Annotated in this window: 21 protein-coding genes; 12 read left to right on the forward strand and 9 right to left on the reverse strand. The window is 64.8% G+C overall.

Annotation, left to right across the window (positions count from 1 at the left end; all coding sequences use genetic code 11):
- Positions 1 to 94 precede the first annotated feature (94 nt).
- Positions 95 to 1,717, forward strand: coding sequence for a benzoylformate decarboxylase (mdlC, locus tag QA645_RS36025; protein WP_283045941.1), 1,623 nt, complete (start codon positions 95 to 97; stop codon positions 1,715 to 1,717).
- Positions 1,718 to 1,882: 165 nt separating this feature from the next.
- Here mdlC and QA645_RS36030 read toward each other — a convergent pair whose 3' ends face one another.
- The gene (locus tag QA645_RS36030; RefSeq protein WP_283045942.1) at positions 1,883 to 2,659 is read right to left on the reverse strand and encodes a glucose 1-dehydrogenase; all 777 of its coding nucleotides are present in this window, start codon (positions 2,657 to 2,659) and stop codon (positions 1,883 to 1,885) included.
- 75 nt (positions 2,660 to 2,734) lie between these two features.
- Between QA645_RS36030 and QA645_RS36035 the strand changes: the two genes are divergently transcribed.
- On the forward strand, positions 2,735 to 3,196 hold the full coding sequence (locus tag QA645_RS36035; RefSeq protein ID WP_283045943.1) for a MarR family transcriptional regulator: 462 nt from the start codon (positions 2,735 to 2,737) through the stop codon (positions 3,194 to 3,196).
- Positions 3,197 to 3,390: 194 nt separating this feature from the next.
- On the opposite strand, the gene QA645_RS36040 is transcribed toward QA645_RS36035, so the two are convergent.
- Both QA645_RS36040 and QA645_RS36045 read right to left on the reverse strand, forming a co-directional pair.
- A complete protein-coding gene (locus QA645_RS36040) occupies positions 3,391 to 4,185 on the reverse strand; it encodes an SDR family oxidoreductase (RefSeq protein WP_254134147.1) in 795 nt (264 codons plus the stop codon).
- 56 nt (positions 4,186 to 4,241) lie between these two features.
- Positions 4,242 to 4,937 (reverse strand): hemolysin III family protein, encoded by a 696-nt coding sequence (locus QA645_RS36045; RefSeq protein ID WP_254195478.1) that lies wholly within the window; start codon positions 4,935 to 4,937, stop codon positions 4,242 to 4,244.
- Between the two features lie 180 nt (positions 4,938 to 5,117).
- Here QA645_RS36045 and QA645_RS36050 point away from each other — a divergent pair, with 180 nt between their 5' ends.
- The gene (locus tag QA645_RS36050) at positions 5,118 to 6,587 is read left to right on the forward strand and encodes a YcjX family protein (protein WP_283045944.1); all 1,470 of its coding nucleotides are present in this window, start codon (positions 5,118 to 5,120) and stop codon (positions 6,585 to 6,587) included.
- Entirely contained in the window at positions 6,584 to 7,612 is a 1,029-nt protein-coding gene (locus tag QA645_RS36055) for a TIGR01620 family protein (RefSeq protein ID WP_283045945.1), read from the forward strand. Before QA645_RS36050 ends, QA645_RS36055 begins: the two co-directional genes overlap by 4 nt.
- Before the next feature lie 34 nt (positions 7,613 to 7,646).
- Here the strand turns inward: QA645_RS36055 and QA645_RS36060 are convergent, their stop codons facing one another.
- Positions 7,647 to 9,152, reverse strand: a complete 1,506-nt coding sequence (locus tag QA645_RS36060) for a glycosyltransferase family 39 protein (RefSeq protein WP_283053482.1) — start codon at positions 9,150 to 9,152, stop codon at positions 7,647 to 7,649.
- 370 nt (positions 9,153 to 9,522) lie between these two features.
- Between QA645_RS36060 and QA645_RS36065 the strand changes: the two genes are divergently transcribed.
- From QA645_RS36065 to QA645_RS36080, 4 genes are all read left to right on the forward strand, one after another.
- Positions 9,523 to 11,259, forward strand: a complete 1,737-nt coding sequence (locus QA645_RS36065; RefSeq protein WP_283045946.1) for an adenylate/guanylate cyclase domain-containing protein — start codon at positions 9,523 to 9,525, stop codon at positions 11,257 to 11,259.
- Positions 11,260 to 11,396: 137 nt separating this feature from the next.
- Positions 11,397 to 12,596 (forward strand): molybdopterin-dependent oxidoreductase, encoded by a 1,200-nt coding sequence (locus tag QA645_RS36070; protein ID WP_283045947.1) that lies wholly within the window; start codon positions 11,397 to 11,399, stop codon positions 12,594 to 12,596.
- An 11-nt stretch (positions 12,597 to 12,607) separates the two neighbouring features.
- On the forward strand, positions 12,608 to 12,916 hold the full coding sequence (locus QA645_RS36075; RefSeq protein WP_283045948.1) for a cytochrome c: 309 nt from the start codon (positions 12,608 to 12,610) through the stop codon (positions 12,914 to 12,916).
- Positions 12,917 to 13,124: 208 nt separating this feature from the next.
- Positions 13,125 to 13,325, forward strand: a complete 201-nt coding sequence (locus QA645_RS36080; protein ID WP_008134691.1) for a cold-shock protein — start codon at positions 13,125 to 13,127, stop codon at positions 13,323 to 13,325.
- Between the two features lie 169 nt (positions 13,326 to 13,494).
- On the opposite strand, the gene QA645_RS36085 is transcribed toward QA645_RS36080, so the two are convergent.
- Positions 13,495 to 13,956 (reverse strand): Lrp/AsnC ligand binding domain-containing protein, encoded by a 462-nt coding sequence (locus tag QA645_RS36085; RefSeq protein WP_194464197.1) that lies wholly within the window; start codon positions 13,954 to 13,956, stop codon positions 13,495 to 13,497.
- A 114-nt stretch (positions 13,957 to 14,070) separates the two neighbouring features.
- Between QA645_RS36085 and putA the strand changes: the two genes are divergently transcribed.
- A complete protein-coding gene (putA, locus tag QA645_RS36090; protein WP_283045949.1) occupies positions 14,071 to 17,079 on the forward strand; it encodes a bifunctional proline dehydrogenase/L-glutamate gamma-semialdehyde dehydrogenase PutA in 3,009 nt (1,002 codons plus the stop codon).
- On the opposite strand, the gene QA645_RS36095 is transcribed toward putA, so the two are convergent.
- The gene (locus tag QA645_RS36095; RefSeq protein WP_283045950.1) at positions 17,076 to 18,203 is read right to left on the reverse strand and encodes an L-dopachrome tautomerase-related protein; all 1,128 of its coding nucleotides are present in this window, start codon (positions 18,201 to 18,203) and stop codon (positions 17,076 to 17,078) included. The two genes, putA and QA645_RS36095, sit on opposite strands and share 4 nt — an antisense overlap.
- A 172-nt stretch (positions 18,204 to 18,375) precedes the next feature.
- On the opposite strand from QA645_RS36095, the gene QA645_RS36100 reads away from it, so the two are divergent.
- Positions 18,376 to 18,738, forward strand: a complete 363-nt coding sequence (locus tag QA645_RS36100; RefSeq protein WP_283045951.1) for a helix-turn-helix domain-containing protein — start codon at positions 18,376 to 18,378, stop codon at positions 18,736 to 18,738.
- Between the two features lie 36 nt (positions 18,739 to 18,774).
- Here QA645_RS36100 and QA645_RS36105 read toward each other — a convergent pair whose 3' ends face one another.
- A complete protein-coding gene (locus QA645_RS36105) occupies positions 18,775 to 20,871 on the reverse strand; it encodes a tetratricopeptide repeat protein (RefSeq protein ID WP_283045952.1) in 2,097 nt (698 codons plus the stop codon).
- Between the two features lie 223 nt (positions 20,872 to 21,094).
- On the opposite strand from QA645_RS36105, the gene QA645_RS36110 reads away from it, so the two are divergent.
- Together QA645_RS36110 and QA645_RS36115 are read left to right on the forward strand one after the other, a co-directional pair.
- On the forward strand, positions 21,095 to 22,300 hold the full coding sequence (locus QA645_RS36110) for a CoA transferase (protein ID WP_283045953.1): 1,206 nt from the start codon (positions 21,095 to 21,097) through the stop codon (positions 22,298 to 22,300).
- Between the two features lie 219 nt (positions 22,301 to 22,519).
- A complete protein-coding gene (locus QA645_RS36115; RefSeq protein ID WP_283045954.1) occupies positions 22,520 to 23,167 on the forward strand; it encodes a glutathione S-transferase family protein in 648 nt (215 codons plus the stop codon).
- A gap of 9 nt (positions 23,168 to 23,176) precedes the next feature.
- Here the strand turns inward: QA645_RS36115 and QA645_RS36120 are convergent, their stop codons facing one another.
- Together QA645_RS36120 and QA645_RS36125 are read right to left on the reverse strand one after the other, a co-directional pair.
- Positions 23,177 to 23,341, reverse strand: a complete 165-nt coding sequence (locus QA645_RS36120; protein WP_200469919.1) for a hypothetical protein — start codon at positions 23,339 to 23,341, stop codon at positions 23,177 to 23,179.
- A gap of 80 nt (positions 23,342 to 23,421) precedes the next feature.
- The gene (locus QA645_RS36125; RefSeq protein ID WP_283045955.1) at positions 23,422 to 25,002 is read right to left on the reverse strand and encodes a hypothetical protein; all 1,581 of its coding nucleotides are present in this window, start codon (positions 25,000 to 25,002) and stop codon (positions 23,422 to 23,424) included.
- Positions 25,003 to 25,075: the final 73 nt, after the last annotated feature.

Raw genomic sequence — 25,075 nt, forward strand, 5'->3', positions numbered from 1 at the left:
CGGCGTCTCGAAGGGCGAGGCCACAGCCGGGCCTTCATCCTTCGAGACGCGCCTTCGCACTCCTCAGGATGGGGAATCGATAGGGACGGAAACGATGACAAAAAACGGCAAGACCGGCAGCAAGTCCGTCACCGTCAAGCAGGCGACGCTCGACCTGCTGCGCTCCTTCGGCATCAAACGCGTCTTCGGCAATCCGGGCTCGACCGAGCTCCCGTTCCTAAGCGACTGGCCCGACGACATCGACTACGTGCTCGCGCTGCAGGAAGCCTCCGCGGTCGGCATGGCCGACGGCTATGCGCAGGCGACGCGCAATGCCGGCTTCGTCAACCTGCATTCGGCGGCCGGCGTCGGCAACGCGCTCGGTAATATCTACACCGCGCACCGCAACCAGACCCCGCTGGTGATCACCGCCGGCCAGCAGGCCCGCTCGATCCTGCCCTTGCAGGCGTTCCTCTATGCGGAGCGCGCATCCGAGTTTCCCCGGCCCTATGTGAAGTACAGCGTCGAGCCGGCGCGGCCCGAGGACGTGCCCGCCGCGATCGCGCGGGCCTATTACACCGCGATGCAGGCGCCATGCGGGCCGACCTTCGTCTCGATCCCGATCGACGACTGGACGCATGCGACCGCGCCGGTCGAGGCACGCAAGGTCAGCCGCGAGCTCGGGCCTGAGCCCGAAGCAATCAAGGCGCTGGTTGCCGCGCTCGGCTCCGCAAAGCACCCTGCCCTCGTCGTCGGCCCCGGCGTCGACCGCGCTGGCGCGGTCGATCTGATGGTGCGCGTCGCCGAGAAGGCGAAGGCTGCCGTCTGGGTCAGCCCGTTCTCGGCGCGCTGCTCGTTCCCTGAGCGGCATCCGCAATTCGCGGGGTTTTTGCACGCCTCGCCGGCGCAGCTCTCCGACGCGCTGCGCGAGCACGATCTCGTCGTCGTGATCGGCGCGCCCGTCTTCACCTTCCATGTCGAGGGCCATGCCGCGATTTTCGACGGCGGTGCGACCATCTTCCAGATCACCGATGATCCGGATGCCGCCGCGGTGACGCCATCAGGCACCAGCATCATCGCCACCATGAAGCCGGCGCTGAGCCTGCTGCTCGACCTTTTGCCAGACAGCAAACGTCCCACGCCAAAGGGCCGCACGCTGCCGCCGGCACCGCAGGCCGCCGATCCGCTGCCGGTCGAGTTCCTGCTGCACTCGCTGTCGCAGGCCATGCCGGATGGCGCATCATTGGTCGAGGAAGTGCCCTCGCATCGGCCGGCAATGCAGAAGTTTCTGCCGATGCGTGGCCAGGACAGTTTCTACACCATGGCAAGCGGTGGCCTCGGCTATTCGCTGCCCGCCGCCGTCGGCATGGCACTCGGCAAGCCGAACAGCCGCACGGTCTGCCTGATCGGCGACGGCTCGGCGATGTACTCGATCCAGGCGCTGTGGACCGCGGCCCAGCGCAAGCTGCCGCTGACCATCGTCGTCATCAACAATTCCGGCTACGGCGCGATGCGCTCGTTCAGCCAGGTGATGCAGGTGCGCAACGTGCCGGGCCTGGAGCTGCCGGGCATCGATTTCGTGCGGCTCGCCGAAGGCATGGGCTGCCACGCGGTGCGGGTGACGAAGGCGGCAGAGCTCGGCGAGGCACTCAAGCGCGGGATGGCGCACGAGGGCACCAGCCTTGTGGAGGTCGTCGTGGATTCGGCGGTGCCGGTGCTGTACGGGCAGAAGCACTAAGACGCGCTCCTCCACATCGTCGTCCTGGCGAAAGCCAGGACCCATTACCACCGCCTTTAATTTGGCGACGGCTGGTCATAACGATCTCGCGCTACGACTGGTCCCTGGGGTAATGGGTCCTGGCATTCGCCAGGACGACAGCAAGATTTTGGCTCGCGCCCACCATCACGCCGCCAAGAATCCCCCGTCCGCCGCCAACACATGCCCGACCACATACGACGACGCATCCGACGACAGCCACACCACGGCCTCCGCCACCTCCTCCGGCGTGCCCATCCGCCGCAGCGGCAAGCCGGCGCCAACGCTTGCGACGTCGCCGACGCCGGCGCTCAGCATCATGTCGGTGATGACACGCCCGGGCGCGATGGCGTTGATGCGGATGCCGCGCGGGGCATTTTCCATCGCCGCCGAACGCGTCAGCGAGATCGCAGCGGCCTTCGAGGCCGAGTAGAGCGAGAAGCCGGGATTGGGATTGCGCACGCCACTGACCGAGGCGTTGACCACGATGCTGCCGCCGCCATTCGCCAGCATCGCCGGCAGTTGATGGCGCAGGCACAGGAATAGCGCGCGGACATTGGTGTCGAACACGCTGTCGTAGATCTCCATACCCTGCTGCTCCAGCGGCGCACGGCGTTCCTGGAAACCGGCATTATTGAAGGCGACATCGAGCCGGCCGCAGCGTTCAACCGCCGTGCGCACCAGACGCTCGACGTCGTCCTCTCGCGTGATATCGGTCTGGATCGGGATGGCCTGCGCACCGAGGTCACGGCACGCGGCTGCGGAGGCCTCGATCTCGGCCTCGCGCCGGCCCGCGACAACGACCGCTTCGGCGCCCTCGGCTGCCATCCGCAGCGCGGTGGCGCGACCGATGCCGCTGCCGCCCCCCGTGACGAGGCACACCTTGCCCCTCATGCGCTCGCCGGCTGGCAAAGTTCCGCTCATGGCCCACTCCAAAACGCTTGCGCGCGCCGTTGCGCGCATATAGTTGTATGATACAACTATATGCCGGGAGTCAAGATGGCTGAACTCGCGCTGATCGATGACATCCGCGCCGCCTCGCGCCTGATGGTGCGTGAGCTCGGCTTCATGGATGCGACGGTGGCGGCCTCGGACTATCCGCCGTCAGCGGTGCACACAATTTTGGAGATCGGCATCCGCGGCCCGCTGACCTCGGGCGAGCTCGGCGATTTCCTGCGGCTGGAAAAATCCAGCGTCAGCCGCCTGGTCCGCAAGCTGATCGATTGCGGTGAGCTCAGGGAGACGCCGGACGAGCTTGATGCGCGCAGCAAGCTGTTGTCGCTGACCGCGAAGGGCCGGCGCACGCTGGAGGCGCTGCATGCGTTCGGCCGGCAGCAGGTGCGCGGCGCGCTGGCCGCACTGACGGAGGCGGAGCAGCGCACGGTGCGCGAGGGGATGACGCTCTATGCGCGGGCGCTCAGGCAAAGCCGGGGGGAGGATGAGGCGGAGACGACGGCCTAACTACCGCTGTCGTCCCGGCGAAGGCCGGGACCCATACCGCGTGATCTATCGATAAAGCGCAGGTATCAGTACCGTGGGAAAGAGTAACTGGCGGTCTTCGCCAAACTTCTCCCTGGGGTTATGGGTCCCGGCGTTCGCCGGGACGACACTGATCGTTTTGGCGCAGGCATGGCTCAAGCAAGCAGACCTGTCGGCTACTTCCCGAACTCTTCCCGCATCTTCGCCTGGATCTTGGCCATGCCGCCGATCCAGCGGTCGTAGTTCTCGGTCTTCTTGCGCATGTAGCCGAGCACCTGGGGGTGCGGCAGGATCAGGAAGGTCTCCTGATCGAGGCCGGCGAGCACGTCCTTGGCGACCTGCTCGGGCGTGAGGTCGCCGTCGCCGGATTGCGGGCCCTTCGGGATCGAGCGCAGCATGTTGGTGTCGACGCCCTGCGGGCAGAGGATCGAGACCTTGATATTGTGGGCCTTGTGCGAGATCGCGAGATTTTCGGCAAAGCCGACCGCGGCGTGTTTCGTCGTGGAATAGGCCGGGCTGCCGACCTGCGACAGCAGGCCCGCGGCCGAGATGGTGTTGAGGAAATAGCCGCCGCCGCGCGTCTTCATGCGGGGAATAAGGTGCCGCGCCGCATAGACATGCGCCATCACGTGGATCGCCCAGGAGCGCTGCCAGGGCTCGTCGGAGGCGCCGCCGGCATTGACCGACATCGGATCGAAGCCGCCGCCGATACCGGCATTGGAGCAGAACAGCGCGATCGGACCGAACTGCCGCTCGGTCTCCTCGATGACGTGAGAGATCTCCTTTTCCTGCGCGACGTCGCATTTGAAGGCTGCGCCATCGACCGTCGCGGCGACAGCACGCGCGTTGGCGGCATCCATATCCGCGACCACGACCTTGGCCGCGCCCGCCTTGTGAAAGGCCTCGCACAGCGCCTTGCCGATGCCGTTTGCGCCGCCCGTGACAACCACGACCTTGCCGGTCACCTGCATGCGACGTCTCCTCTTGTCTTGATACCGCGCTGCTTATGCCGCTGCGCGGAACTTCGCTAGCTCAACACGAGGTCGAGCACCGCGGTATAATGGCATGCCGCGCCGGCCAAGACAAAGCCGTGCCAGATCGCATTCTGGAAGCGCAGCCGCCGCCAGGCGTGGAAGATCACGCCGAGGCTGTAGAGAATACCACCCGCCAGCACGAAGCCCAGCGCCAGCGCGGGCAGCGCCTTGACCACGGGGCCGTAAAGCATCACGCCGCTCCAGCCCATCGCAAGATAGATGCCGACGGCGACACGGTCGAACCGGCCGGGATAGCGAAGCTTCAGCACGATGCCGACGATTGCGACACACCAGACGCAGACCAGCAGCGCCAACGCGAACACGCTGTCCTTCACCTCCAGGATGAACGGCGTGTAGGTCGCGGCGATCAGGAGATAGATCGCGGAATGGTCGAACCGCCGCAGCAGCCATTTGACCGGCGAGACCGGCCAGAGGTTATAGCTCGCCGACAGCACCAGCATCGACAGCAGGCCGGCGACATAGATCGAGACCCCGACGATGTCGGTGGCATCGGCATAGACCGCCGCGAGCACGACGAGAACGGTCGCAGCGATAATGCCGGAGAGCACGCCGATGGCGTGGATGACACCGTCGGCGATCAGTTCGGCGCGGTCGTAGTGCCAGCCGACCACGTCGGCCGCGGCATGCACCGAATGGGAGGCGAGCTGTTTCAATCTGAAGACGGTCATGGCAATCCGCAAAGCAAATACAAGGCCACTGTTCTATGGGTCTTTCGGGACCGGCGCGTCGTTCAATCGGTTGATTTGCCGACAAAGGCGGTGGAAGTATGAAGCTTGATTTTCCTCACGCAATTGCCACTTTTGTGAACGGCATCACTGTTCCGCCCGCCCGAGATCAATCACGTTCATATGGCATTCAGTTTCCAGGATATGATCGAAGAAGCGCGCCTGTCGGCCCGCGCGCTGATCGACTATGGCGAGCACTTCTTCAACCCGACGGTGCGGCTTGGCGTCACCGGCCTGTCGCGTGCCGGTAAGACCGTATTCATCACCGCGCTGATCCACGGGCTGACGCGCGGCGGCCGGTTTCCGGTGTTCGAAGCCTATGCCTCCGGCCGTATCGCGCGGGCGCATCTGGCACCGCAGCCGGACGACGCCGTGCCGCGCTTCTCCTATGAAAGTCATCTGCGCGCGCTGATCGAGGAGCGTCGCTGGCCGAGCTCGACCGTCGACATCAGCGAGTTGCGTCTCGTCATCGACTATCAGCGCCCGAACGGCGCCGATCGCACATTGACGCTCGACATCGTCGACTATCCCGGCGAATGGCTGCTCGACCTGCCGCTGCTGCAGAAGAGCTTCGAGCAATGGTCGACGGAAAGCCTGGCGCTCTCGCGCGAAGCGCCGCGTGCACATCTTGCCTCGGACTGGCACGCCCATCTGGCAACGCTCAAGCCCGAAGCGCGCGAGGACGAGCAGGCCACGCTGACCGCCGCAAAGCTCTTCACTCAATATTTGCGCGCCTGCCGCGACGAGCGGTTTGCCATGAGCCTGTTGCCGCCCGGCCGCTTCCTGATGCCCGGCAGTCTCGCCGACACGCCCGCGCTGACTTTTGCGCCGCTCGACGTGCCCGTCGGTGGCCAGGCTCCGGAGGGATCGCTGTGGGCGATGATGGTGCGTCGCTACGAGGCCTACAAGGACGTCGTGGTGCGGCCGTTCTTCCGGGATCATTTTGCGCGGCTCGATCGCCAGATCGTGCTGGCCGACGCGCTGTCCGCATTCAACTCCGGACCCGAGGCGCTGCACGATCTCGAAGCGGCGCTTGCCGGCATTCTCGACTGCTTCAACATCGGCCGCAGCACGCTCCTCTCCAGCCTGTTCAGGCCGCGCATCGACCGCATCCTGTTCGCGGCGACGAAGGCAGATCATCTGCATCATTCCAGCCACGACCGGCTCGAGGCCGTGCTGCGCCGCGCGGTGACCCGGGCGCTCGCGCGTGCGGAAAATACCGGCGCGCAAATCGATGTGGTGGCGCTCGCCGCCGTCCGCGCCACCCGGGAAGCCCAGGTCACCCGTGGCCGCGACAAATTGCCCTCGATCCTGGGAACGCCGGCCGCAGGCGAAAGCGCCGGCGGTGAGTTCTTTGACGGCAACACGGAAGTTGCGACTTTTCCGGGCGACCTGCCGCTGGACCCCGAACCGCTCTTCAACGGCACCGATGCCTTCCGCGGATTGTCGACGCAAGCTGCCGAGACAAGCGATTTCCGCTTCCTGCGCTTCCGTCCGCCAAAGCTCGAACGCGAGGGAACGGACGAGCCCGCGCTGCCTCACATCCGCCTCGACCGTGCCTTGCAGTTCCTGATCGGAGACAAGCTCGCATGAACGACCGATCCCAGCCGCGGCGGCCGGCGACATTCCGGCTCGACGATCCCGGCGTCGTCGTGACCGAGGCCGACGAGACGAGCCGGCTCGGTCGCGCCACGATCCAGATCACGCCGGAGCCCGATCCGGCGACATTGCCGGTGCCGATCGAAACGGCGCGCACCGCACGGCGCGGCTTTCCCTGGGGCGCGCTGTTCTGGTCCGGCGTCGCCGGGTTGACGCTGCTCGGCACCGGGCTCGGCGTCGTGCGTTTGGTCGAGGATCTGTTTGCGCGCAGCGAGAGCCTTGGCTTCGTCGGGCTTGCGTTCGCCTTCGTCACCACGCTTGCGCTCGCGGTGGTGATCGGGCGCGAGGCGTTTGGCCTCGCACGATTGGCCACGATCGAAAAACTGCACCGGCGTGCCGCCGAGGTGCTCGCCAGCGACGATCGCAAGGAAAGCCGCGCCATCGTGCAGGATCTGATCGCGATCGCGCATCAGAATCCACAGCTTGCGCGCGCCCGTGCCGCGCTCGAAAGTCATGCCGGCGAGATCATCGACGGCGCCGACATGATCCGGCTCGCCGAGCGCGAGTTGATGTCGCCGCTGGATGCGGAAGCACGGCGGCTGGTGTCGTCGGCGGCGCAGCGGGTATCGATCGTCACCGCCGTTTCGCCGCGCGCGCTGTTCGACGTGCTGTTCGTGTTCGTGGCTTCGCTGCGCCTGATCCGCCAACTCGCCCGGCTCTATGGCGGCCGGCCCGGCACGCTCGGCATGATCCGCCTGCTCCGCCACGTCATCGCCCATCTCGCCATCACCGGCGGTCTCGCCGCGAGCGACAGCCTGGTGCAGCAGATGCTCGGGCACGGGATCGCGGCCAAGCTGTCGCAGCGGCTCGGTGAAGGCATGCTCAACGGGCTCTTGACCGCGCGGCTCGGGCTGGCGGCGATCGACGTCACGCGACCGCTGCCATTCGCAGCCCTGCCGCCGCCGAAGCTGTCGGATCTGGCGACGGATCTGCTGCGGAAAAAAGAGGACGAGGAGTAGTACCCTCCCCTGGAGGGGGAGGGTAAGAACCGCGCTAGGCGTGCGCACGCTTCTCGAACTCCCCCGCCAGCACGCGCCACTGGAACAGCGGCGAGTCCTTTGGCGGAGAGAGCTCCGGGGTCCATCCGGTGAGCTTGTCGATCGTGTAGGTATCGATCAGGACACCGCGCCAGCGGCGCTCGACCTGCCCCAATGGCGTGTGCGTCGCGGGGATCTGCTCCCAGAGCGGCGAATGATCGTCGGGCTGGCGACCGACATAGATCCCCGCCTGCCCCTTGATCCGGTCCATGCCGGGATCACGAAAATCCTGGAAGCGGCCGCGCTCGTTGATTTCGACCACGGGCACGCGGCCGCGGAACAGCCAGCGCATCATCGCGTAGGTGCGGTAATCCGTGGTCGCGATCCAGGTCGCGCCGGTCTCATCCAGTGCGGCCTGTGCGCGCGCAACGACCTGCTCGTAGCCGGCCTCGGCGCCGACCGGATCCATCTTGCCGAGCAGATTCCAGGGCGCCGCGACGTAATAGAGGAACACGATCACGACGAAGACGATCCCCGACACCAGCGCCGTCTTCATCCAGAAGATGCTCGACCGGATCAACCGCGCCGAACAGCCGTCTTTCGGCATCATCGCGAGGTTCACCGCGGCGGCGGCGAAGCCGACCGGCCACATGAACATCGGCCAGGTGTCGCCAACCCTGAGCGTCAGTGACTTGAAGAAGAAATAGGCGAACGGCACCAGCACCGCGGTCGACAGCAGGATCGCGACCGGCTCGCGCCTGCGATAGCCGCGCCACGCCGTCATCACGAGGCCCAACAGCACCACAGGCAGCACGACGAAACCGACGAGGCCGAATTGCAGGCCGATAAAATCGCCGACGGTGCGCAGCGAGATGCCGTAATTGGCGGTGGCGCGCACGCCCTGGAAACGGAACGAGGCCCAGTCGTGCTGCGCGTTCCAGATCAGCACCGGGGAGAACACGGCGATCGCGATCAGCACCGCAAGATAAGGATAGGGGCTGCGCAGCCAGCGCCAGCGCCAATCCGGCACCAGCAGAAAGGCGGCGACCGCAGGCGCGAACATGATGGCGGTGAATTTCGACAGCAGCGACAGGCCGGCGAACAGGCCGGCCGCGAGCCACCAGCGTCCATCCCCGCTCTGCGCCAGCCGCACCAGCGACCACATCATCGCCACCGCGAACGGGACCAAGGCGACGTCCGGGGCGACCTTGGCCATCAGCAGGCCGTAATAGAGCGCGGCCTCGGGCATCAGCACCGCCGCCACGACCGCACGCACATCATGGGTGAGGCGGCGCACGATGTCGGCGAGAAGAAGCTGCGTCACCAGCATCGCGACGATGCCGCCGAAGCGGACCCCGAGCGCGGTGTCGCCGAAGATCGCGGTGCCGAACCTGATGAGCCAGGCAATGCCGGGCGGATGATCGAGGAAGCTCAGCGCCGCCTCCTTCGACCAGGTCCAGTAATAGGCCTCGTCGGTGCGCAGCTCGATCGCGGAAGCATAGACGATGCGCAGCACCGTCATCGCGGCGATCACCAGCGCGGCCACGACAAGCGGCCGGCGCGACGCGCCGTCGGGCTTCACGGTAATGTCGGGAGCGATCGTCACGGCCGCGCTTTTCCCCGACTTGGGAGGGGGAGTCAATGTGGCCGGTGTTGCGGTCGATGTCTGCCGTCTCGGGCGGACTCGTAGGGTGGGCAAAGCGCAGCGTGCCCACCACCTGAGGATGCGTGGGCACGGCGCAAGAGCGCCTTTGCCCACCCTACGAGACTTTGCCAACCCGCGAGACTTACCGTTAGGTAACCTTGCCGCGCATGTGATCGGAGGGGCCATTCACCCGCGGAATTTAACTCTCTACTGGCTGTTCTCATCAGTGAACTGGTACAAGCGAATCATGGCCGCCACCGCCCTTTCACGATTGCCCGAACTCGTCCGCTCGACCAGCGCGCGGCAGGTGCGGCTGGTGTGCGGCGTCATCCTGTTCGCTTACGTGGTCAGCCATTTCCTCAACCATGCGCTCGGCAACATCTCGGTCGAGGCCATGCAGGTCGGGGTCTCCTACCACATGGCGTTCTGGCAGTTCCTGCCGGTCGCGATCGTGTTCTATGGCGCAGCCCTGACCCATATGGGGCTCGGTGTCTACGCGCTGTACCAACGCCGCCAGTTCCGCTGGCGGACGATCGAGCCGCTGCAGCTCGTGCTCGGCTTGAGCATCCCGGCGCTGGTGATGGCGCATGTCATCGGCGTGCGACTGGGCCAGACGCTGTACGGGCACGAGAAGCTCTATCCGCAGGAGCTGTATCTGTTCTTCGTCGTGGCGCCGGCCCGGCTCTGGACGATGACGCTCCTGCTGATCGTCGCCTGGGTGCACGGCTGCATCGGCATCTTCTTCTGGCTCCGGCTCAAGCCTTTCTTCATCCGCGCGGCGCCGTATCTGCTGGCGGCCGCCGTGCTGATCCCGACGCTGGCGCTGCTCGGCATCTACCAGGGTGGCCGGAGTGTCGCCGCCGACAGCGAGGATGCTGACTGGCGCAAGCAGAATTATACGCAGCGCGAGGTCGGCACATTCGCGCAGGCCGCTACGCTCGACCGCATCACCGGCGGACTGACGATGGGTTATTTCGGCCTGCTCGGGCTGGTGCTGCTCGGGCGTGGCGTACGCGGCTGGCGCGAGCGGCGCGGCGGCATGATCGCGCTGTCCTACGGCAACGGCAAGACGGTGCGGGTCCCCAAGGGCCTCTCCGTGCTGGAAGCGAGCCTGCGCCACAACGTGCCGCATGCCAGCGTCTGCGGCGGCCGTGCGCGCTGCTCGACCTGCCGCATCCGCATCATCGGCGACCATGGCGCCCTGCCCGAACCGTCGCAGCGCGAGGCCTTCGTGCTGGCGCGCGTCGGCACCGCCGATCCCTCGATCCGGCTTGCCTGCCAGCTGCGGCCTGACACCGATCTCTCCTTCTTCCAGCTGTTCATGCCGCACACGCTGTCGGCCAACGCGCATGCATCCGCGCCCGCCCGAATCGGCCAGGAGCGCTATCTCGTCAGCCTGTTCGTGGACATGCGCGGCTCGACACAGCTCGCCGAGAAGCGGCTGCCGTTCGATACGGTCTTCATCGTCAACCGCTTCCTCGGCGCGGTGTCGCAGGCCGTGATCGAGAATGGCGGCCAGCCGAACCAGTTCGTCGGCGACGGCATGCTGGCGCTGTTCGGCCTCACCAGCGATCCGCACACCGCCTGCCGCCAAGCATTGAAGGCGGTGGCCGGCATCGCGACCCATGTCGACGAGCTCAACGAGCTCTTGAGCCACGATCTGCGCCAGCCGATCCGCTTCGGCATCGGCGTGCATGGCGGCGAGGTCATCATCGGCGACATCGGCTATCGCGACCACATCGTCTTCACCGCACTCGGCGACGCCGTCAACGTCGCGGCCAGGCTTCAGGACATGACCAAGACGCTCGCCTGCGAGGCGATCGTCTCCGAAGAGGTCCGCCGCACCGCCGGCCTGCACGAGGATGCGCTGCCGCAGCAGGAGGTCGCGATCCGCGGCCGCGACGAACCGATGGTCGTGCGCGTCGTCACCGACACCAGGACCTTGTCCGCCCTCATCGCCGGCGGCGAACGCGTCGCGGCGTAACACCGCGTTGCTGCAGCGCAACGGCATGGGCTTGCTGCGAAAGCACGAATTGACTTCGCATGAGTCGTTGCGACAGATGGGCGCGGGCCTCGCGGTGATGACCGCGAGCCAACGAAAAGCTCCGGGAGGAGACCTGAATGTTCGATCGACGCGACCTGCTCAAAGGAGCGGGCCTTGCCGCTATGGCGGCCACACTGAATTCCACCAGAGCGCTGGCACTCGACACCGTGACGCTGCCCTTCGCCAATGGCGAGCGGCCGCTGGTGAAATATCCGCAGAAGCGGCCGATGATCGGGCTGACGAGCCGGCCGCCGCAACTCGAGACGCCGTTCGCGGTGTTCAACGACGGCCCGATCACGCCGAACAACGCGTTCTTCGTGCGCTATCACCTCGCCGGCCTCCCCTACGATCTCGATCCCGACACGTTCACGCTCGAGGTCAAGGGCAAGGTCGACAAGCCGCTGAAGCTGTCGCTGAAGGACATCCGCAAGATGAAGGCGACCGAGATCGTCGCCGTCAACCAGTGCTCCGGCAACAGCCGTGGCCTCGTCGAGCCGCGCGTTGCCGGCGGCCAGCTCGGCAATGGCGCGATGGGCAATGCGCGCTGGCGCGGCGTGCCGCTGAAGGCGGTGCTGGAGATGGCGGGCGTGCAGGCGGGTGCGAAGCAGGTCGTATTCGCAGGCATGGACGGCCCGGTGAGCGACAAGACGCCCGACTTCGCCAAGGCGCTCGACCTCGCGCACGCCACCGACGGCGAGGTGATGCTGGCCTACGGCATGAACGGCGACGAGCTGCCGTTCCTCAACGGCTTCCCGCTGCGCCTGGTCGTGCCCGGCTATTACGGCACCTACTGGGTCAAGCACCTCAACGAGATCACCGTCGTCGACACGATCTATGACGGCTTCTGGATGAAGTCGGCCTATCGCATCCCGGACACGCCGAACAATTCGATCGAGCCCGGCACCGCGCCGAAGGCGACGATCCCGATCAACCGCTTCACCATCCGCTCCTTCATCACCAGCGTGACCGATGGCGCCAAGCTGAAGGCGGGGCGCACGACGCTGCGCGGCATCGCCTTCGACGGCGGCAAGGGCATCAAGGACGTCTCGATCTCGACCGATGGCGGCAAGACCTGGGCCTCCGCCAAGCTCGGCAAGGATCTCGGCAACTACTCATTCCGCGAATGGAAACTGCCGGTGAAGCTTGCCGCGGGCCAGGTCGAGCTCAGGGTGCGCGCCACCAGCAATGCCGGCGAGACGCAGCCGGAGACGCCGCGCTGGAACCCGGCGGGATACTTGCGCAACGTCGTCGAAACCATCCGCGTCAGCGTGGCCTGAGGAGAATGATCATGCAGCGCACCGTTCTCCTCACCATCACGCTTGCCGCCATTGCCGCGGTGGGTTCGGCGCTGGCCGCGCCGGTCAATTACAAGACGCCGGATGAGGTCGCAGCCTTCAAGCCGGGCCCCAATCTCGAGGTCGTGCAGGGCAATTGCGCCGCCTGCCACTCGTCCGACTACATCGCCACGCAGCCGCCGATGAAGGACAAGAAAGCGTTCTGGCAGGCCGAGGTGACCAAGATGATCAAGGTCTATGGCGCACCGATCGACGATGCCGACGTCGGCAAGATCGTGGACTATCTGGCCGCGACTTATTGACGGAGGGCGCGGTGCGTCCGCGAGAATTGACCGCGAAACGGGCAAAACCGGCAAAAACGCCGCGAAGTTGAGCGAATTTCCGCGAAATGTCGATATGGTTTGATCTACCAAGCCCGCCACATTCCGCGTATCCTGTTAGGACCGAACCGGCCGGTTGGCGGGGACTGGCGGTTCGTGATCTCGGAGGAAGACCCGCGGAGAAGTCGTGATGGCTAAAGGTACGGTCAAGTGGTTCAACCCGACCAAGGGTTATGGATTTATCCAGCCTGCGTCGGGCGGCAAGGATGTGTTCGTGCATATCTCGGCAGTGCAGAAAGCCGGTCTGTCCTCCCTCAATGAGGGCCAGACGGTTGAGTATGAAGAGATCGCAAACCGGGGCAAGACATCCGCAGAGAACCTCAAAGTATAAGCCCGCCAGCCTTCGCTGCCTCCCGGATCTGTCCGGGAGTTGGGCCAAAAAAATTTTAGAAGACGATCAGTGCATTCGACGACAGGCGTTGCGACTGCGCGCGGAAACTATTTGCCCGTAGAGATCGCCATTTCAACGCCGCAGCAGTGACAATCGCGACCGCATTTCGTCAGCCAACCGGCAACGGTGCGTCGCGCTTGATCTCTTCCATCACCGCATAGGTGCGCGTCTCGCGCACACCCGGCATCGACAGCAGCGTCTCGCCGAGGAAGCGCCGGTACGCGGTCATGTCGGCCAGCCGCGCCTTCACTAGATAGTCGAAGCCTCCGGCAACCATGTGACACTCGAGCACTTCGGGCGCGAGTTTCACCGCGCGCGCAAAGCGCTCGAAATTGTCCGGCGTGGTCTTGTCGAGCAGCACCTCGACGAACACCAGCAGGCCGAGCCCAAGCCGGTGCGGATTGAGCCGCGCCCCGTAGCCCTCGACAAAGCCCTCGCGCTGCAGGCGCTTGAGCCGCTCGCCGACCGAGGTCGGCGACAGCCCGATGCGCTCCGCCAGCTCGACATTGGCGATTCGCCCATCCTCCTGCAAAATCGAGAGGATCTTCCGGTCGATTCGATCGAGTTCCATATTTTATGCGGCTACCATTCCAGAGAACTTCATTTTCTAAGGCAAATCGACTAATTTGTCTATCGAACTACGGTTATGCGGGCTTTATCCTGGATTTCAGCCACAGGACACGCCATGCCGAACATTCCGCCGCCCTTCACCGCCCCCTACGCGCCCGACGATGCCGACATCGCTGCGCGCCTGTTTCCGTCTGCACATCTAAGCTCGCCGCAGGAGGCGCGGATTGACCGCACCGCCACCCGGCTGATCGAGGCGATCCGCAAGCGTGACGACCGGCTCGGCGGCGTCGAGGACATGCTGCGGGAGTTCGCGCTCTCGACCAAGGAAGGGCTGGCACTGATGGTGCTGGCGGAAGCGCTGCTGCGCGTGCCGGACGCGCGCACCGCCGACCAGTTCATCGAGGACAAGCTCGGCGAAGGCGACTTCATCCATCACGAGACCAAGTCCACGGCGTTCCTGGTCAACGCCTCGGCCTGGGCGCTCGGCCTGTCGGCGCGCGTGATCCAGCCCGGCGAGACGCCCGACGGGACCATCGGCCGCCTGGTGAAGCGGCTGGGCGCGCCGGCCGTGCGCACCGCCACGCGCCAGGCGATGCGGCTGATGGGCAATCATTTCGTGCTCGGCGAGACCATCGAGCAGGCGCTGGAGCGGGGCAAGCCGCGCTCGGGAGAGAGGCCACGCTACTCCTTCGACATGCTCGGCGAAGGCGCGCGAACCGCAGCGGACGCGAAGCGCTATTTCGACGCCTATGCCAGCGCGATCGAAACCATCGGCAAGGCGGCGGGCAACCATCCCCTGCCCGACCGGCCCGGCATCTCCGTGAAGCTCTCGGCGCTGCATCCGCGCTTCGAGGCGATCAGCCGCGCGCGCGTGATGGCCGAGTTGGTGCCGCAATTGCTGGATCTGGCCCGGCGGGCCAGGGCGTATGACCTCAACTTCACCGTCGATGCCGAGGAAGCCGATCGGCTCGAGCTGTCGCTCGACGTCATCGCGGCAACGCTCGCCGATCCCTCGCTCGAAGGCTGGGACGGCTTTGGCCTCGCAATCCAGGCCTATCAGAAGCGCGCCAGCGCAGTGATCGACTACGTCCACGAGCTTGCACGTGCGCACGACCGCAAGCTGATGGTGCGGCTGGTCAAGGGCGCCTATTGGGACACCGAGATCAAGCGCGCGCAGGAGCGCGGGCTCGACGGCTACCCCGTGTTCACGCGCAAGGCGATGACGGATCTGAATTACGTCGCCTGCGCGGCGAAGCTGCTCGCATTGCGGCCGCGCATCTTCCCGCAGTTCGCGACCCACAACGCGCTCACCGTCGCAACCGTGCTGGAGCTCGCCGGCGATGCCGGCAGCTTCGAATTCCAGCGCCTGCACGGCATGGGCGAGGCGCTCTACGAGCAGCTCGCCAAGGATCATCCTGAGATCTCCTACCGCACCTATGCACCGGTCGGCAGCCATCGCGATCTGCTCGCCTATCTGGTGCGCCGGCTGCTCGAGAACGGCGCCAATTCCTCCTTCGTGGCGCAGGCGGCCGATTACCGCGTCCCCGTCCCGGCGCTGCTGAAGCGCCCGGTCGATCTCATCGTTCGTCCCGATCACGCCCATCACGCCAAAATCCCGCTGCCGGGCGATCTCTTTGCGCCGGAGCGGCATAACTCAGCCGGGATCGAGTTCGGCGAGCGCGCGGCGCTCGACCGGATGCTCGCCGATGTCAAGGCTGGCACGACCGATCTCAGGCCGGTCGCCGACGCAACGCCCGAGCAGGTAGGCGCAGCGATCGCCGCAGCCCGCGCGGGCTTTGCGGCCTGGAGCCGGACGCCTGCGGCGACACGCGCGGCGGCGCTGGAGCAGGCCGCGCATCTGTTGGAGAGCCGCGGCACGTATTTCATCGGGCTGCTTCAGCGCGAAGGCGGCAAGACGCTCGACGACGCGCTGTCCGAGCTGCGCGAAGCCGCCGATTTCTGTCGCTACTACGCGGCGCAGGGCCGAAAACTGTTCGGCGGCAAGGTCGCGATGCCGGGCCCGACCGGCGAGAGCAATGCGCTTACCATGCGCGGCCGCGGCGTCTTCGTGGCGATCTCGCCATGGAATTTTCCGTTGGCGATCTTCCTGGGCCAGGTCACGGCTGCACTGATGGCCGGCAACAGCGTCGTCGCAAAGCCCGCGGAGCAAACGCCGCGTATCGCGCGCGAGGCTATCGCCCTTCTGCATGAGGCTGGTATCCCCGCAAGCGCGCTGCATCTCGTCACCGGCGACGGCCGCATCGGCGCCGCGCTGACCGCACATCCGGATATTGCCGGCGTCGTCTTCACCGGCTCGACCGAGGTTGCGCGCCACATCAACCGGACGCTTGCGGCCAAGGATGGGCCGATCGTGCCGCTGATCGCAGAGACCGGCGGCATCAACGCCATGATCGCGGATGCCACTGCGCTGCCCGAACAGGTCGCCGACGACGTCGTCACCTCCGCGTTCCGTTCCGCAGGCCAGCGCTGCTCGGCGTTGCGGCTGCTGTTCGTGCAGGAGGACGTCGCCGATCGCATCATCGAGATGATCGCGGGCGCGGCGCGCGAGTTGAAGATCGGCGACCCCGCCGACGTCGCGACCCATGTCGGCCCTGTCATCGACGACGAGGCCAAGCAGCGGCTCGATGCGCACATCTCGCGGATGAAGAAAGAGGCGCGGCTGCACTTTGCAGGTCACGCGCCTGAGGGCTGCTTCGTCGCGCCGCATATCTTTGAACTCAAGAATGCCAGCCAGCTCACCGAAGAGGTGTTCGGCCCGATCCTGCATGTGGTGCGCTACCGCGCCGAGACCCTCGAACGCGTGCTGCAAGCGATCGAGCGCACCGGCTACGGGCTGACGCTCGGCGTGCATTCCCGCATCGACGACACGGTCGAGGCCATCATCGACCGTGTCCAGGTCGGCAACATCTACGTCAACCGCAACATGATCGGCGCCGTGGTCGGCGTGCAGCCGTTCGGCGGCAACGGCCTGTCCGGCACCGGCCCGAAGGCCGGCGGCCCGCATTATCTCGCGCGCTTTGCCACCGAGCAGACCGTGACCATCAACACCGCGGCCGCCGGCGGCAATGCCGCCCTGCTGGCCGGCGACCCGCCCGCACCCTAACGGGAGATGTAGCCCGCGGCCTCCGGCTTGAACCGATAGATCAGATAGGGCGTCTTGTTCTCTGCCTTGCCGTTGTGAAACATCGCGGCTGCGGAGACCTGGGACGCGGACACGTACATGTACCCGTCGGGAGACGCCGTAATGCCGTCCGGCCACACCATGTCGGCATCATTGAGATAGGTTCGATATTTCCGGTCCGCCCCGATGATGCCGATCGACCTGGTTTCAACGGCGGTCAGGTAGATATTTCCCGCGTAGTCGATCGATAGCCCGCCATTATTCGGCTTGTCGGAATAGCGTTCGACCCGCTTGCTCAATTCTTCGGACCCGAGCTTCTCGTTGCCGAGATCGGCGGCCTTGATCCGATAAAGCGACCGGCCGCTCAGCGGAGCGAAGTAGACCCACTCCGAATTGACGTCCATCGTGATGCCGTCGCAGCCGACCTTGATGATGGATTGCTTGCCGTCCTTGCCCGGCACGGTCAGCTCGTTGCCGTCCACCGTGATCGGGATATTTTCGGGAACGGTCGATCGATCGCCATCCAGCACGCGCCGCGCGGCACCGGTGTCCATGTCGATCACGATGATCGCCGCATGAGAGCCGTCGCCTCCCGGCCCGATGTTTTCATCGGCGATATAGAATTTGCGATGCTTCTGATCGATCACGATGTCTTGCGGTTGAGATCCCGTCACCGTGACCGGCTCCGGCATGTAGTAGATTCGCTCGAGCCTGTTCGCTCGCGTATTCCAGCCGACGAGCTTTGGCGTAATCGGGGTCCGAAACCCCATATCGATGATCCATACGACCCCGCTTTCGTCGGATCGCAAGCCGAGCACGTTGTCGAGGTATTGATCGGTTCCCTTCCTTGGCGCGTTCCACTCGGCATTCGGAAAGGGCTCGAAAGTCGTCGGCGACGTGAGCCGGGCCACTCTCAGATCGGGCTCATAGAACGGATGGTGACTGAAGATCAGCTGATTGTCCGGCGTGAACGCAATGTTGCCGACGGACTGAGGCAGCCTGGCGAAGATCTCCGCCTTACCGCCCTGCTCCTGGGCCTGGGCCGCTCCACCGAGACACACAACGGCTATCGATGCACAGATCAGATCTCGCCTCACACGTCTCATGTGTTTCTCTCCCTTGGGCATCTTTGTTGTTGATGAAGGCTTGGATATTTCGAGGACTGCGGCTTCCGCTCGCATGCGGCAGTCGCCGACTTGTCCGGACCACAGTTACCCGGTAGCCTCAGATCTTGCGATACGCACAAGAATTGCCACTAGTATCGAAAGGGATACCGTCATGGCCAAACCTCGGCACTCGCGCTTCGATTGCGCCCCGGGCTGCACGGTCGAAGCCGCCATCAGCCTCATCGATGGAAAATGGAAATGCGTCATCCTCTTCCACCTTCTGGAAGGGACGGTTCGCTTCAACGAAATCAAGCGGCGAATTCCTGCCGTCACGCACAGGACTCTTACAAATCAACTCCGCGAACTCGAAATGGACGGATTGATTGTACGAACGGTCTATCCGCAGGTACCGCCGAAGGTGGAATACAGTCTTTCGGAATTGGGAAGAAGCATGACGCCTGTGCTGACGGCGTTGAAAGCCTGGGGCGACTCCAACATCGGCTTGTTCACCAGCCGCGTGTCCGTCGCGGCCTGACGAAGCCATACCATCTCGCTCCGTCGCGTTTTCCGGCTAGAGGCAGGTATCGTCTTTGCTGCCGCGCCCGGAGCTGCCGCAAGGGATGCGCTTCGAGAGTTGCTGGATCTTCAGCTTGGACTGGGCCTGCGCCGCGATATCGAACACGTTGGCCGGATTCATCTGGGTGGCGCTGCGATAATCGCCGGTGGCCTTGTCCACATCGCCCTTGGCCTCGTAGACGCCCGCGCGCGCGAAATAGCGCTCGATCGTCGGCTTCTGCGCAATCGCCTTGCCGAGATCGTCCAAAGCCTTGTCGTATTGCTTCATCGACGTGAAGGCGATGCCGCGCAGGCTGAGCGCGTCTGCATCGTCGGGGCGCGTCCCCAGCACCAGATTGAGGTCGGTCATGGCACCGGCGGCATCCTTCTTGCCGAGATAGGCGCGCGCACGCAGCGTCCGCACGAATGCATCCAGCGCCGGCTGCTTGCCGACAATCTGGTCGAGCGCCACGATCGCACGGTCGAATTGCCCGGAGAGCAGCATTGCCAGGCCCTGGCCGAGCTCGGCAACCTGGTTGTTGGGATTGCGGTCGAGCGCGTTCTTGACGTCGACCAGGCCCTCCGCGCTATTCCCCTTCAGCAGCAGCACGAGGCCTCGTGCGGCGCGCGCGGTGTCGTTGACGGGGTTGAGGACCAGCGAATGGTCGAAATCGACGACCGCCTTGTCCATCTGGTTGAGGCCCATATAGGCCTGACCGCGCTCGGCGTAGGCCATGTAGTCCTTGTCGTTGAGCGAGATCGAGCGGTCGAAATCGGCAAGAGCGTCCTGAAACTTTCCGGTCAGGCGGTATGCCATGCCGCGGCAGATATAGGCAGCCGCATCGTTCGGATTGACGCTGAGCGCCTGATTGGCGTCGGCTGTCGCCTGGTCGAACTGCTTCATTCCGATCGAAGCGACAGCATGGGACACCAGCAACGGTCCATCGTTCGGCTTCATCCTGAGCAGCGCATCGATGTCGGTCCGCGCCTCCGCGAAATGAGAGAGCGACAGGTTCGCAGCGACCCGGAACTTGAGCGCGGCCTGGTTGTTCGGATCGGCCGCGAGCACCGTGTTGAGACGCGGCAGGGCCTCGGCATATTTTTTCTGCGTGATCAATTGCGCTGCCTCGGTCAAAGACGGCGGCAGCGCCGGGAAGGTTCCCTTCGGGATGATCGCCATTGGAGCGGTCGGTTGCGGCGCGACGGGCGGCGGGGCGGCAGCGGCCTCCTTGGGCGCTACGACAGCGGGCTGCCCGCCATGCACCTTCGCAAGCTCGGCCTGCATGGCGATCGCAGACTGCTTCTGCTGAAGCGCCGCAGGATCGTTCGGGGCCACCGACAGCACCTTGTCGAAGTCCGCGATCGCACGCGCGTAATCGCCCTTGGCGTTGAACAGCTGTCCCCGCGCGAAATAGGAGCCCCGATCGGGCTGCGGCGTCTGCGCGATCGCGCGTGAAAAATCCTCGATGGCGTGGTCGATGTCACCCTTGCGGCGATAGACCTGTCCACGCCAGAAGAAGGCGCTGGGCAGGCTCGCATTCATCGAGATCGCGGTGTTGAGATCGCTCATGGCCTGGTCAAGTTGCGACGTCTCGATAGAGGCCCGCGCGCGCCCGACATAGGCTGGCGCGTAGTCTTGCCGCAGAGTGATGGCCTGGCTGAAATCCGCAGCCGCGTCGGTCCACTGCTTCTGGTCGATTTTCAATCCTCCCCGCAATGCAAACGCATTCGGGTTCTTGGGGTCGAGCTCGATGGCCTGGTTGGCATCGGCCAGCGCACCGTCGGCATTGCCTTTCCGCTGCCGGGCATAGCCGCGCGACAGCAGGGCGGGCACCGATTTCGGGTTGAGCTGGACCGCAGCATCCGCGTCGGCCAGCGCCGCATCGAGGTTCGAGCGTCCCATGAACAGGCGCGATCTGTTCACATAGGCGCGCAACCGATCATCCGCGGCGCGCGATTGATCGCCAATGATGGCGGAGCACGCCGGCTCGACCTTCTCGGACGGCGGGCCGCCACAATCTTCGAGATCGCCAGCCCAGACCGAACCGCCCCCGCAGAACCAGCCGATCAACACGACCGGCGCCGCCAGACGGACGAAAGAAATCGACATCATCGGATCACCCAAGCCTGGCGAGTTGCCCGAGACGCTCGCGCAATGAAGGAATCTGTACAACCGGAGCGAGCGGATTGCCATAACCGTCTGGCATGACGCCCCCGAGAAAGCGGTGGCCGGACGGCGTTGCATCCGGCCAGAACATCGGTCAAATGACTGTGCTGACGGGGATTAAAGAATTCCAGCCAGCGGGAAACAACAAGAGCGAGGGAGCAACGCCGCGATGGAAAAGGGCATTTTTGCAGGTCTCAAGGTTCTGGACTGCGCGAGCTTCATCGCGGCGCCCGCGGCTGCGACCGTGCTGTCCGATTTCGGCGCCGACGTCATCAAGATCGAGCCGCCCGGTGCCGGCGACCCCTACCGCAATCTGCCCAACATTCCCGGCTATCCGAGCAGTGAGCACAATTACGCCTGGCTTCTGGAGGCCCGCAACAAGAAGAGCATCGCGCTCGACCTCTCCAAGCCCGAGGCACAGGCCGTGCTCTACAGACTGGTCGAGGAGGCCGACGTCTTCATCACCAACATGCCGCCGCCGGTGCGGACCAAGCTCGGCATCACCTATGACCACCTCGCCCATCTGAACGACCGGCTGATCTACGCCTCCTTCACCGGCTATGGCGAGAAGGGCGAGGAAGCCAACAAGCCCGGCTTCGACAGCAACGCCTATTGGGCGCGCTCCGGCCTGATGGACCTCGTCCGCGCCGACATCGACACGACACCGGCCCGTTCGGTCGCCGGCATGGGCGACCATCCCTGCGCGATGGCGCTGTACAGCGCCATCGTCACCGCGCTTTATCAACGCGAGAAGACCGGCAAGGGTTCGCATGTCGCCTCCAACCTGATGGCGAACGGCATCTGGGCGGCGAGCGTACTGGCACAGGCAAAGCTGAGCGGCGCCAAATTCGCCGAGCGACGGCCGCGCGAGCGCGCGCTGAACGCGGTCGCCAACCACTATCAGTGCAAAGACGGCCGCTGGCTGATCCTGTCGCTGCTGAGCGAGGAAAAGCAGTTTCCGACGCTGGCCAAGTGCCTCGGCCGCGAGGACCTGATCACCGATCCGCGCTTCGCCACCAAGCCCGACCGCCACGCCCGCTCGATCGAGCTGATCAAGATCTTTGACGAGACCTTCGCCACCAGGGACCTCGCCGAATGGCGAAAAATCCTCGACGGCAACGGGTTGGTGTTCGGCATCGTCGGCATTCTCGACGACATCCCGAACGACAAGCAGATGCTCGACAACGAGGTGCTGGTGCCGTTCGAGAACGACACCATGCTCACCATCAACAGCCCGATCTGGATCGACGGCACCAAGAAGGTGCAACCGCGCAAGCCGCCCGGCGTCGGCGAGCACAGTGACGAGATTTTGCGTCATGCGGGATACGACGAGGCCACGATCAAGCAGCTGCGTGCGAAGGGGGCTGTGGGGTAAGGGGGCTGTGAGGTAAGGGGCAAAGCCTGCGCCACATACTCCGCTGTCGTCCCGGCGCAGGCCGGGACCCATAACCCCAGGGAGCAGTTTGGCGAACACTAGTCGTTCGGTACTCCCACTGACCACGATCGATAAATCACGCGGTATGGGTCCCGGCCTGCGCCGGGACGACGCTGAGGTGATAACTTGTCTCTACAACTAGCCGTCCCGTGAGGTCCCATGCCCAGCTACCGCCTGCACTACTTCCCGGAATCCGGCAACAGCTACAAGCTGGCGCTGATGCTGACGCTTTGCGGTGAGACGTTCGAGCCGGTATGGACTGATTTCGGCGGCGGCGTCACGCGCACGGCGGAGTGGCGCAAGGCCGTCAACGAGATGGGCGAGATTCCCGTGCTCGAGGTCGACGGCGTGAAGATGACGCAGACCGCGCCTCTCCTGCTCAAGCTTGCAGAACAATACGGCCGCTTCGGCGCCGAGACGGAAGCGGAAAAGTTCGAGTTGCTGCGCTGGCTGTTCTGGGACAACCACAAGCTCACCGGCTACATGGCGACCTACCGCTTCATGCGGGCCTTCACCGAGACAAACGATCCGCAGGTGCTGAAGCACTTCCGCCGGCGGCTCGACGACTTCCTCGGCATTCTGGACGGACATCTCCAGCACAATGCCTTCGCGATCGGCAGCAGGCCAACCGTTGCCGATATCTCGATGATGGCCTATCTGCACTATCCGAGCGACGAGCACGGTTTCGATTTCGCGACGAGCCATCCCGCCGTCCACGCCTGGCTCGGCCGCATGGCCGCGCTGCCGGGCTGGAAACCGGCGTATGAGCTGCTTCCGGGCAAGCGGATGACGAACTACGCGAAGTGAGGGCTGGAGCTATTTCAGCGCCAGCCAGCCGAGCGTGAACAAAATCCCGCCGATGATGACGACCACCGCGACAGCCCAGGTGCTGACGCGGATGCTGCCGGTGACCTGTTTGGCTTCCTCATTGCGCGCGATCTCGCGATTGCGCTCCTTGTCGGCGTCGCTGGTATCCGTCATGGGTCATCCAAATCGGTTGAGGGCTTTATCTTGTGCGTGATCTTCTCGGAAAACCGCTACACACTTTTCCGGATCACGCCCTAACGCGTCTTGATGAAGCACATGCCAATGCGGCTCGAGGCCGCCGCAGCCTGACAGGTGAGACCTTTAGCACAGGTCCATGACGTAAAACTCTTATCGGGCGTTCCCGATCCCGCATTTTGCAGGGAACAATGGGCGCCCCAGCCGTCCTGATACTCGGTGCCGGCGAGCTCCTGGGCCCCGCGGGTCTGCGGCCGGCTGGCAAATCCGCGTGAGAAATCAGGGCGTTTGCCGGCGGCAAAGGCGGCCAGGATGTCGCGGCGGCGGGGCTGGTCGCCGACAAAATGCGGCGAGGCCGGCACGATGGTGGAATTCGACGCGTTATCCGAAAGCCAGTCCACGCCCGGGAAATGGAAGCCGCCGATGCCGCGGGTCTGGTGGCAGCCCGAGCAGGTGACATCGTTGAGGCGGCGCTGGAAGCCCGCGACCGAGCGGATGTTCTCCATGGTGATGCCGCGTGCCGCGGCCTGCTTCAGTGCGTCGACGACGTCATTGTCGGTGAAGACGGGATCGCTCTTGTCTCCCCCTTTGCCCTCGCCTTTCTCTTCCCCTTGCATCAAGCCGAATTCCGGCTGCATCGTCGAGGCGTCGAGACCCGCCGGTGTCGGCGCCACGGCAGCCTTGGCGAGAAATTTCTCCGGGATCAGCACGGTGCCGCGATCGAACTCGCGAAGATTCATTGGCGCAAGGAGCCAGGCCTTGAAGTCGCGCCGGAGCGCATCATCGGCAAGGATACGATCGCGGTCGATCTGGTTTTCCAGCGTCGATTCCTGGAAGGTCCTGGTGGCCGCGTCGTATTTGAACACCTTGAGCAGATAGTCGGAGCGGAAATCGTGCAGCGCCGATTTCGGCGCGATCGAGACCTGGATGTTGGTCTCGATGCGATCGATCATTGCATCATAGGGAACAGTGTGGCTGCCGATCAGTCCTTGCCAATCGCCATTGTCCAGCCAGCGCCGCGCGACCTCGGCGCAGGTGATGGGCTTGCCGCTCGGATCCGTCTGGCCTGCATCGCGCGCCTTCATCACGAGATTGAACGTCATCGGCAGGCGCGTCGCGGTGTTGCTGCCATCCGGTTTTGTCTCGAACCGTGCCAGACGATAGATCAGCCGGATCTCGCCGCAGGATTCCTCCGAGACATAGGCGCGGTCCATGCGGTTGACGATGCCGGCCAGCACGAAGCGCGTGTTGGCGGATGTCAGATTGGCCCGATCGAACAACTGGACGTCGAAACCTTCGCCGACGCCGATGGTCTCGCTCGGCCAAGCCTGCTTGTGCTGCGCGATGTAGCGATCGAACTCCGCATCGATCGCCGGCGGAATCGCTTTCAGCTGCGGCAGCGAGGCGAACAGCCGATCGCTGGTCAGCGGAACATTCGCGTTGCGCTCAGGCTGCAGCAGGCGGGAAATCGACAGCGCATCGCTCTGGTCGAGCTTGCGGAGCAGATCGGGATCGGTGATCGCGGTGCCGCGTGCGAGCTGTCCGATCTCCGCAGCTATCGACGGCATGCCTGCGCCGAACAACAGCGTGGTAGCCAGAAGAATTTGGACAGCAACGAGAATTCGCAAGGCGCGGCTCATGCCTTCACTAACACCGCGTGAGCAGGCCTATTCAAGCAAAAAGGCGCTTCACATCGTGGTGAAGCGCCTCCTT

Source organism: Bradyrhizobium sp. CIAT3101 (genome assembly GCF_029714945.1).
Taxonomy (GTDB): Bacteria; Pseudomonadota; Alphaproteobacteria; order Rhizobiales; family Xanthobacteraceae; genus Bradyrhizobium.

What these genes read in the sequence shown, in the direction of transcription:
- mdlC (WP_283045941.1), top strand. Translation starts at nt 95, where the DNA reads ATGACAAAAAACGGCAAGACCGGCAGCAAGTCCGTCACCGTCAAGCAG.
- QA645_RS36030 (WP_283045942.1), bottom strand. Translation starts at nt 2,659, where the DNA reads ATGAGCGGAACTTTGCCAGCCGGCGAGCGCATGAGGGGCAAGGTGTGC.
- QA645_RS36035 (WP_283045943.1), top strand. Translation starts at nt 2,735, where the DNA reads ATGGCTGAACTCGCGCTGATCGATGACATCCGCGCCGCCTCGCGCCTG.
- QA645_RS36040 (WP_254134147.1), bottom strand. Translation starts at nt 4,185, where the DNA reads ATGCAGGTGACCGGCAAGGTCGTGGTTGTCACGGGCGGCGCAAACGGC.
- QA645_RS36045 (WP_254195478.1), bottom strand. Translation starts at nt 4,937, where the DNA reads ATGACCGTCTTCAGATTGAAACAGCTCGCCTCCCATTCGGTGCATGCC.
- QA645_RS36050 (WP_283045944.1), top strand. Translation starts at nt 5,118, where the DNA reads ATGGCATTCAGTTTCCAGGATATGATCGAAGAAGCGCGCCTGTCGGCC.
- QA645_RS36055 (WP_283045945.1), top strand. Translation starts at nt 6,584, where the DNA reads ATGAACGACCGATCCCAGCCGCGGCGGCCGGCGACATTCCGGCTCGAC.
- QA645_RS36060 (WP_283053482.1), bottom strand. Translation starts at nt 9,152, where the DNA reads ATGACGGTGCTGCGCATCGTCTATGCTTCCGCGATCGAGCTGCGCACC.
- QA645_RS36065 (WP_283045946.1), top strand. Translation starts at nt 9,523, where the DNA reads ATGGCCGCCACCGCCCTTTCACGATTGCCCGAACTCGTCCGCTCGACC.
- QA645_RS36070 (WP_283045947.1), top strand. Translation starts at nt 11,397, where the DNA reads ATGTTCGATCGACGCGACCTGCTCAAAGGAGCGGGCCTTGCCGCTATG.
- QA645_RS36075 (WP_283045948.1), top strand. Translation starts at nt 12,608, where the DNA reads ATGCAGCGCACCGTTCTCCTCACCATCACGCTTGCCGCCATTGCCGCG.
- QA645_RS36080 (WP_008134691.1), top strand. Translation starts at nt 13,125, where the DNA reads ATGGCTAAAGGTACGGTCAAGTGGTTCAACCCGACCAAGGGTTATGGA.
- QA645_RS36085 (WP_194464197.1), bottom strand. Translation starts at nt 13,956, where the DNA reads ATGGAACTCGATCGAATCGACCGGAAGATCCTCTCGATTTTGCAGGAG.
- putA (WP_283045949.1), top strand. Translation starts at nt 14,071, where the DNA reads ATGCCGAACATTCCGCCGCCCTTCACCGCCCCCTACGCGCCCGACGAT.
- QA645_RS36095 (WP_283045950.1), bottom strand. Translation starts at nt 18,203, where the DNA reads ATGAGACGTGTGAGGCGAGATCTGATCTGTGCATCGATAGCCGTTGTG.
- QA645_RS36100 (WP_283045951.1), top strand. Translation starts at nt 18,376, where the DNA reads ATGGCCAAACCTCGGCACTCGCGCTTCGATTGCGCCCCGGGCTGCACG.
- QA645_RS36105 (WP_283045952.1), bottom strand. Translation starts at nt 20,871, where the DNA reads ATGATGTCGATTTCTTTCGTCCGTCTGGCGGCGCCGGTCGTGTTGATC.
- QA645_RS36110 (WP_283045953.1), top strand. Translation starts at nt 21,095, where the DNA reads ATGGAAAAGGGCATTTTTGCAGGTCTCAAGGTTCTGGACTGCGCGAGC.
- QA645_RS36115 (WP_283045954.1), top strand. Translation starts at nt 22,520, where the DNA reads ATGCCCAGCTACCGCCTGCACTACTTCCCGGAATCCGGCAACAGCTAC.
- QA645_RS36120 (WP_200469919.1), bottom strand. Translation starts at nt 23,341, where the DNA reads ATGACGGATACCAGCGACGCCGACAAGGAGCGCAATCGCGAGATCGCG.
- QA645_RS36125 (WP_283045955.1), bottom strand. Translation starts at nt 25,002, where the DNA reads ATGAGCCGCGCCTTGCGAATTCTCGTTGCTGTCCAAATTCTTCTGGCT.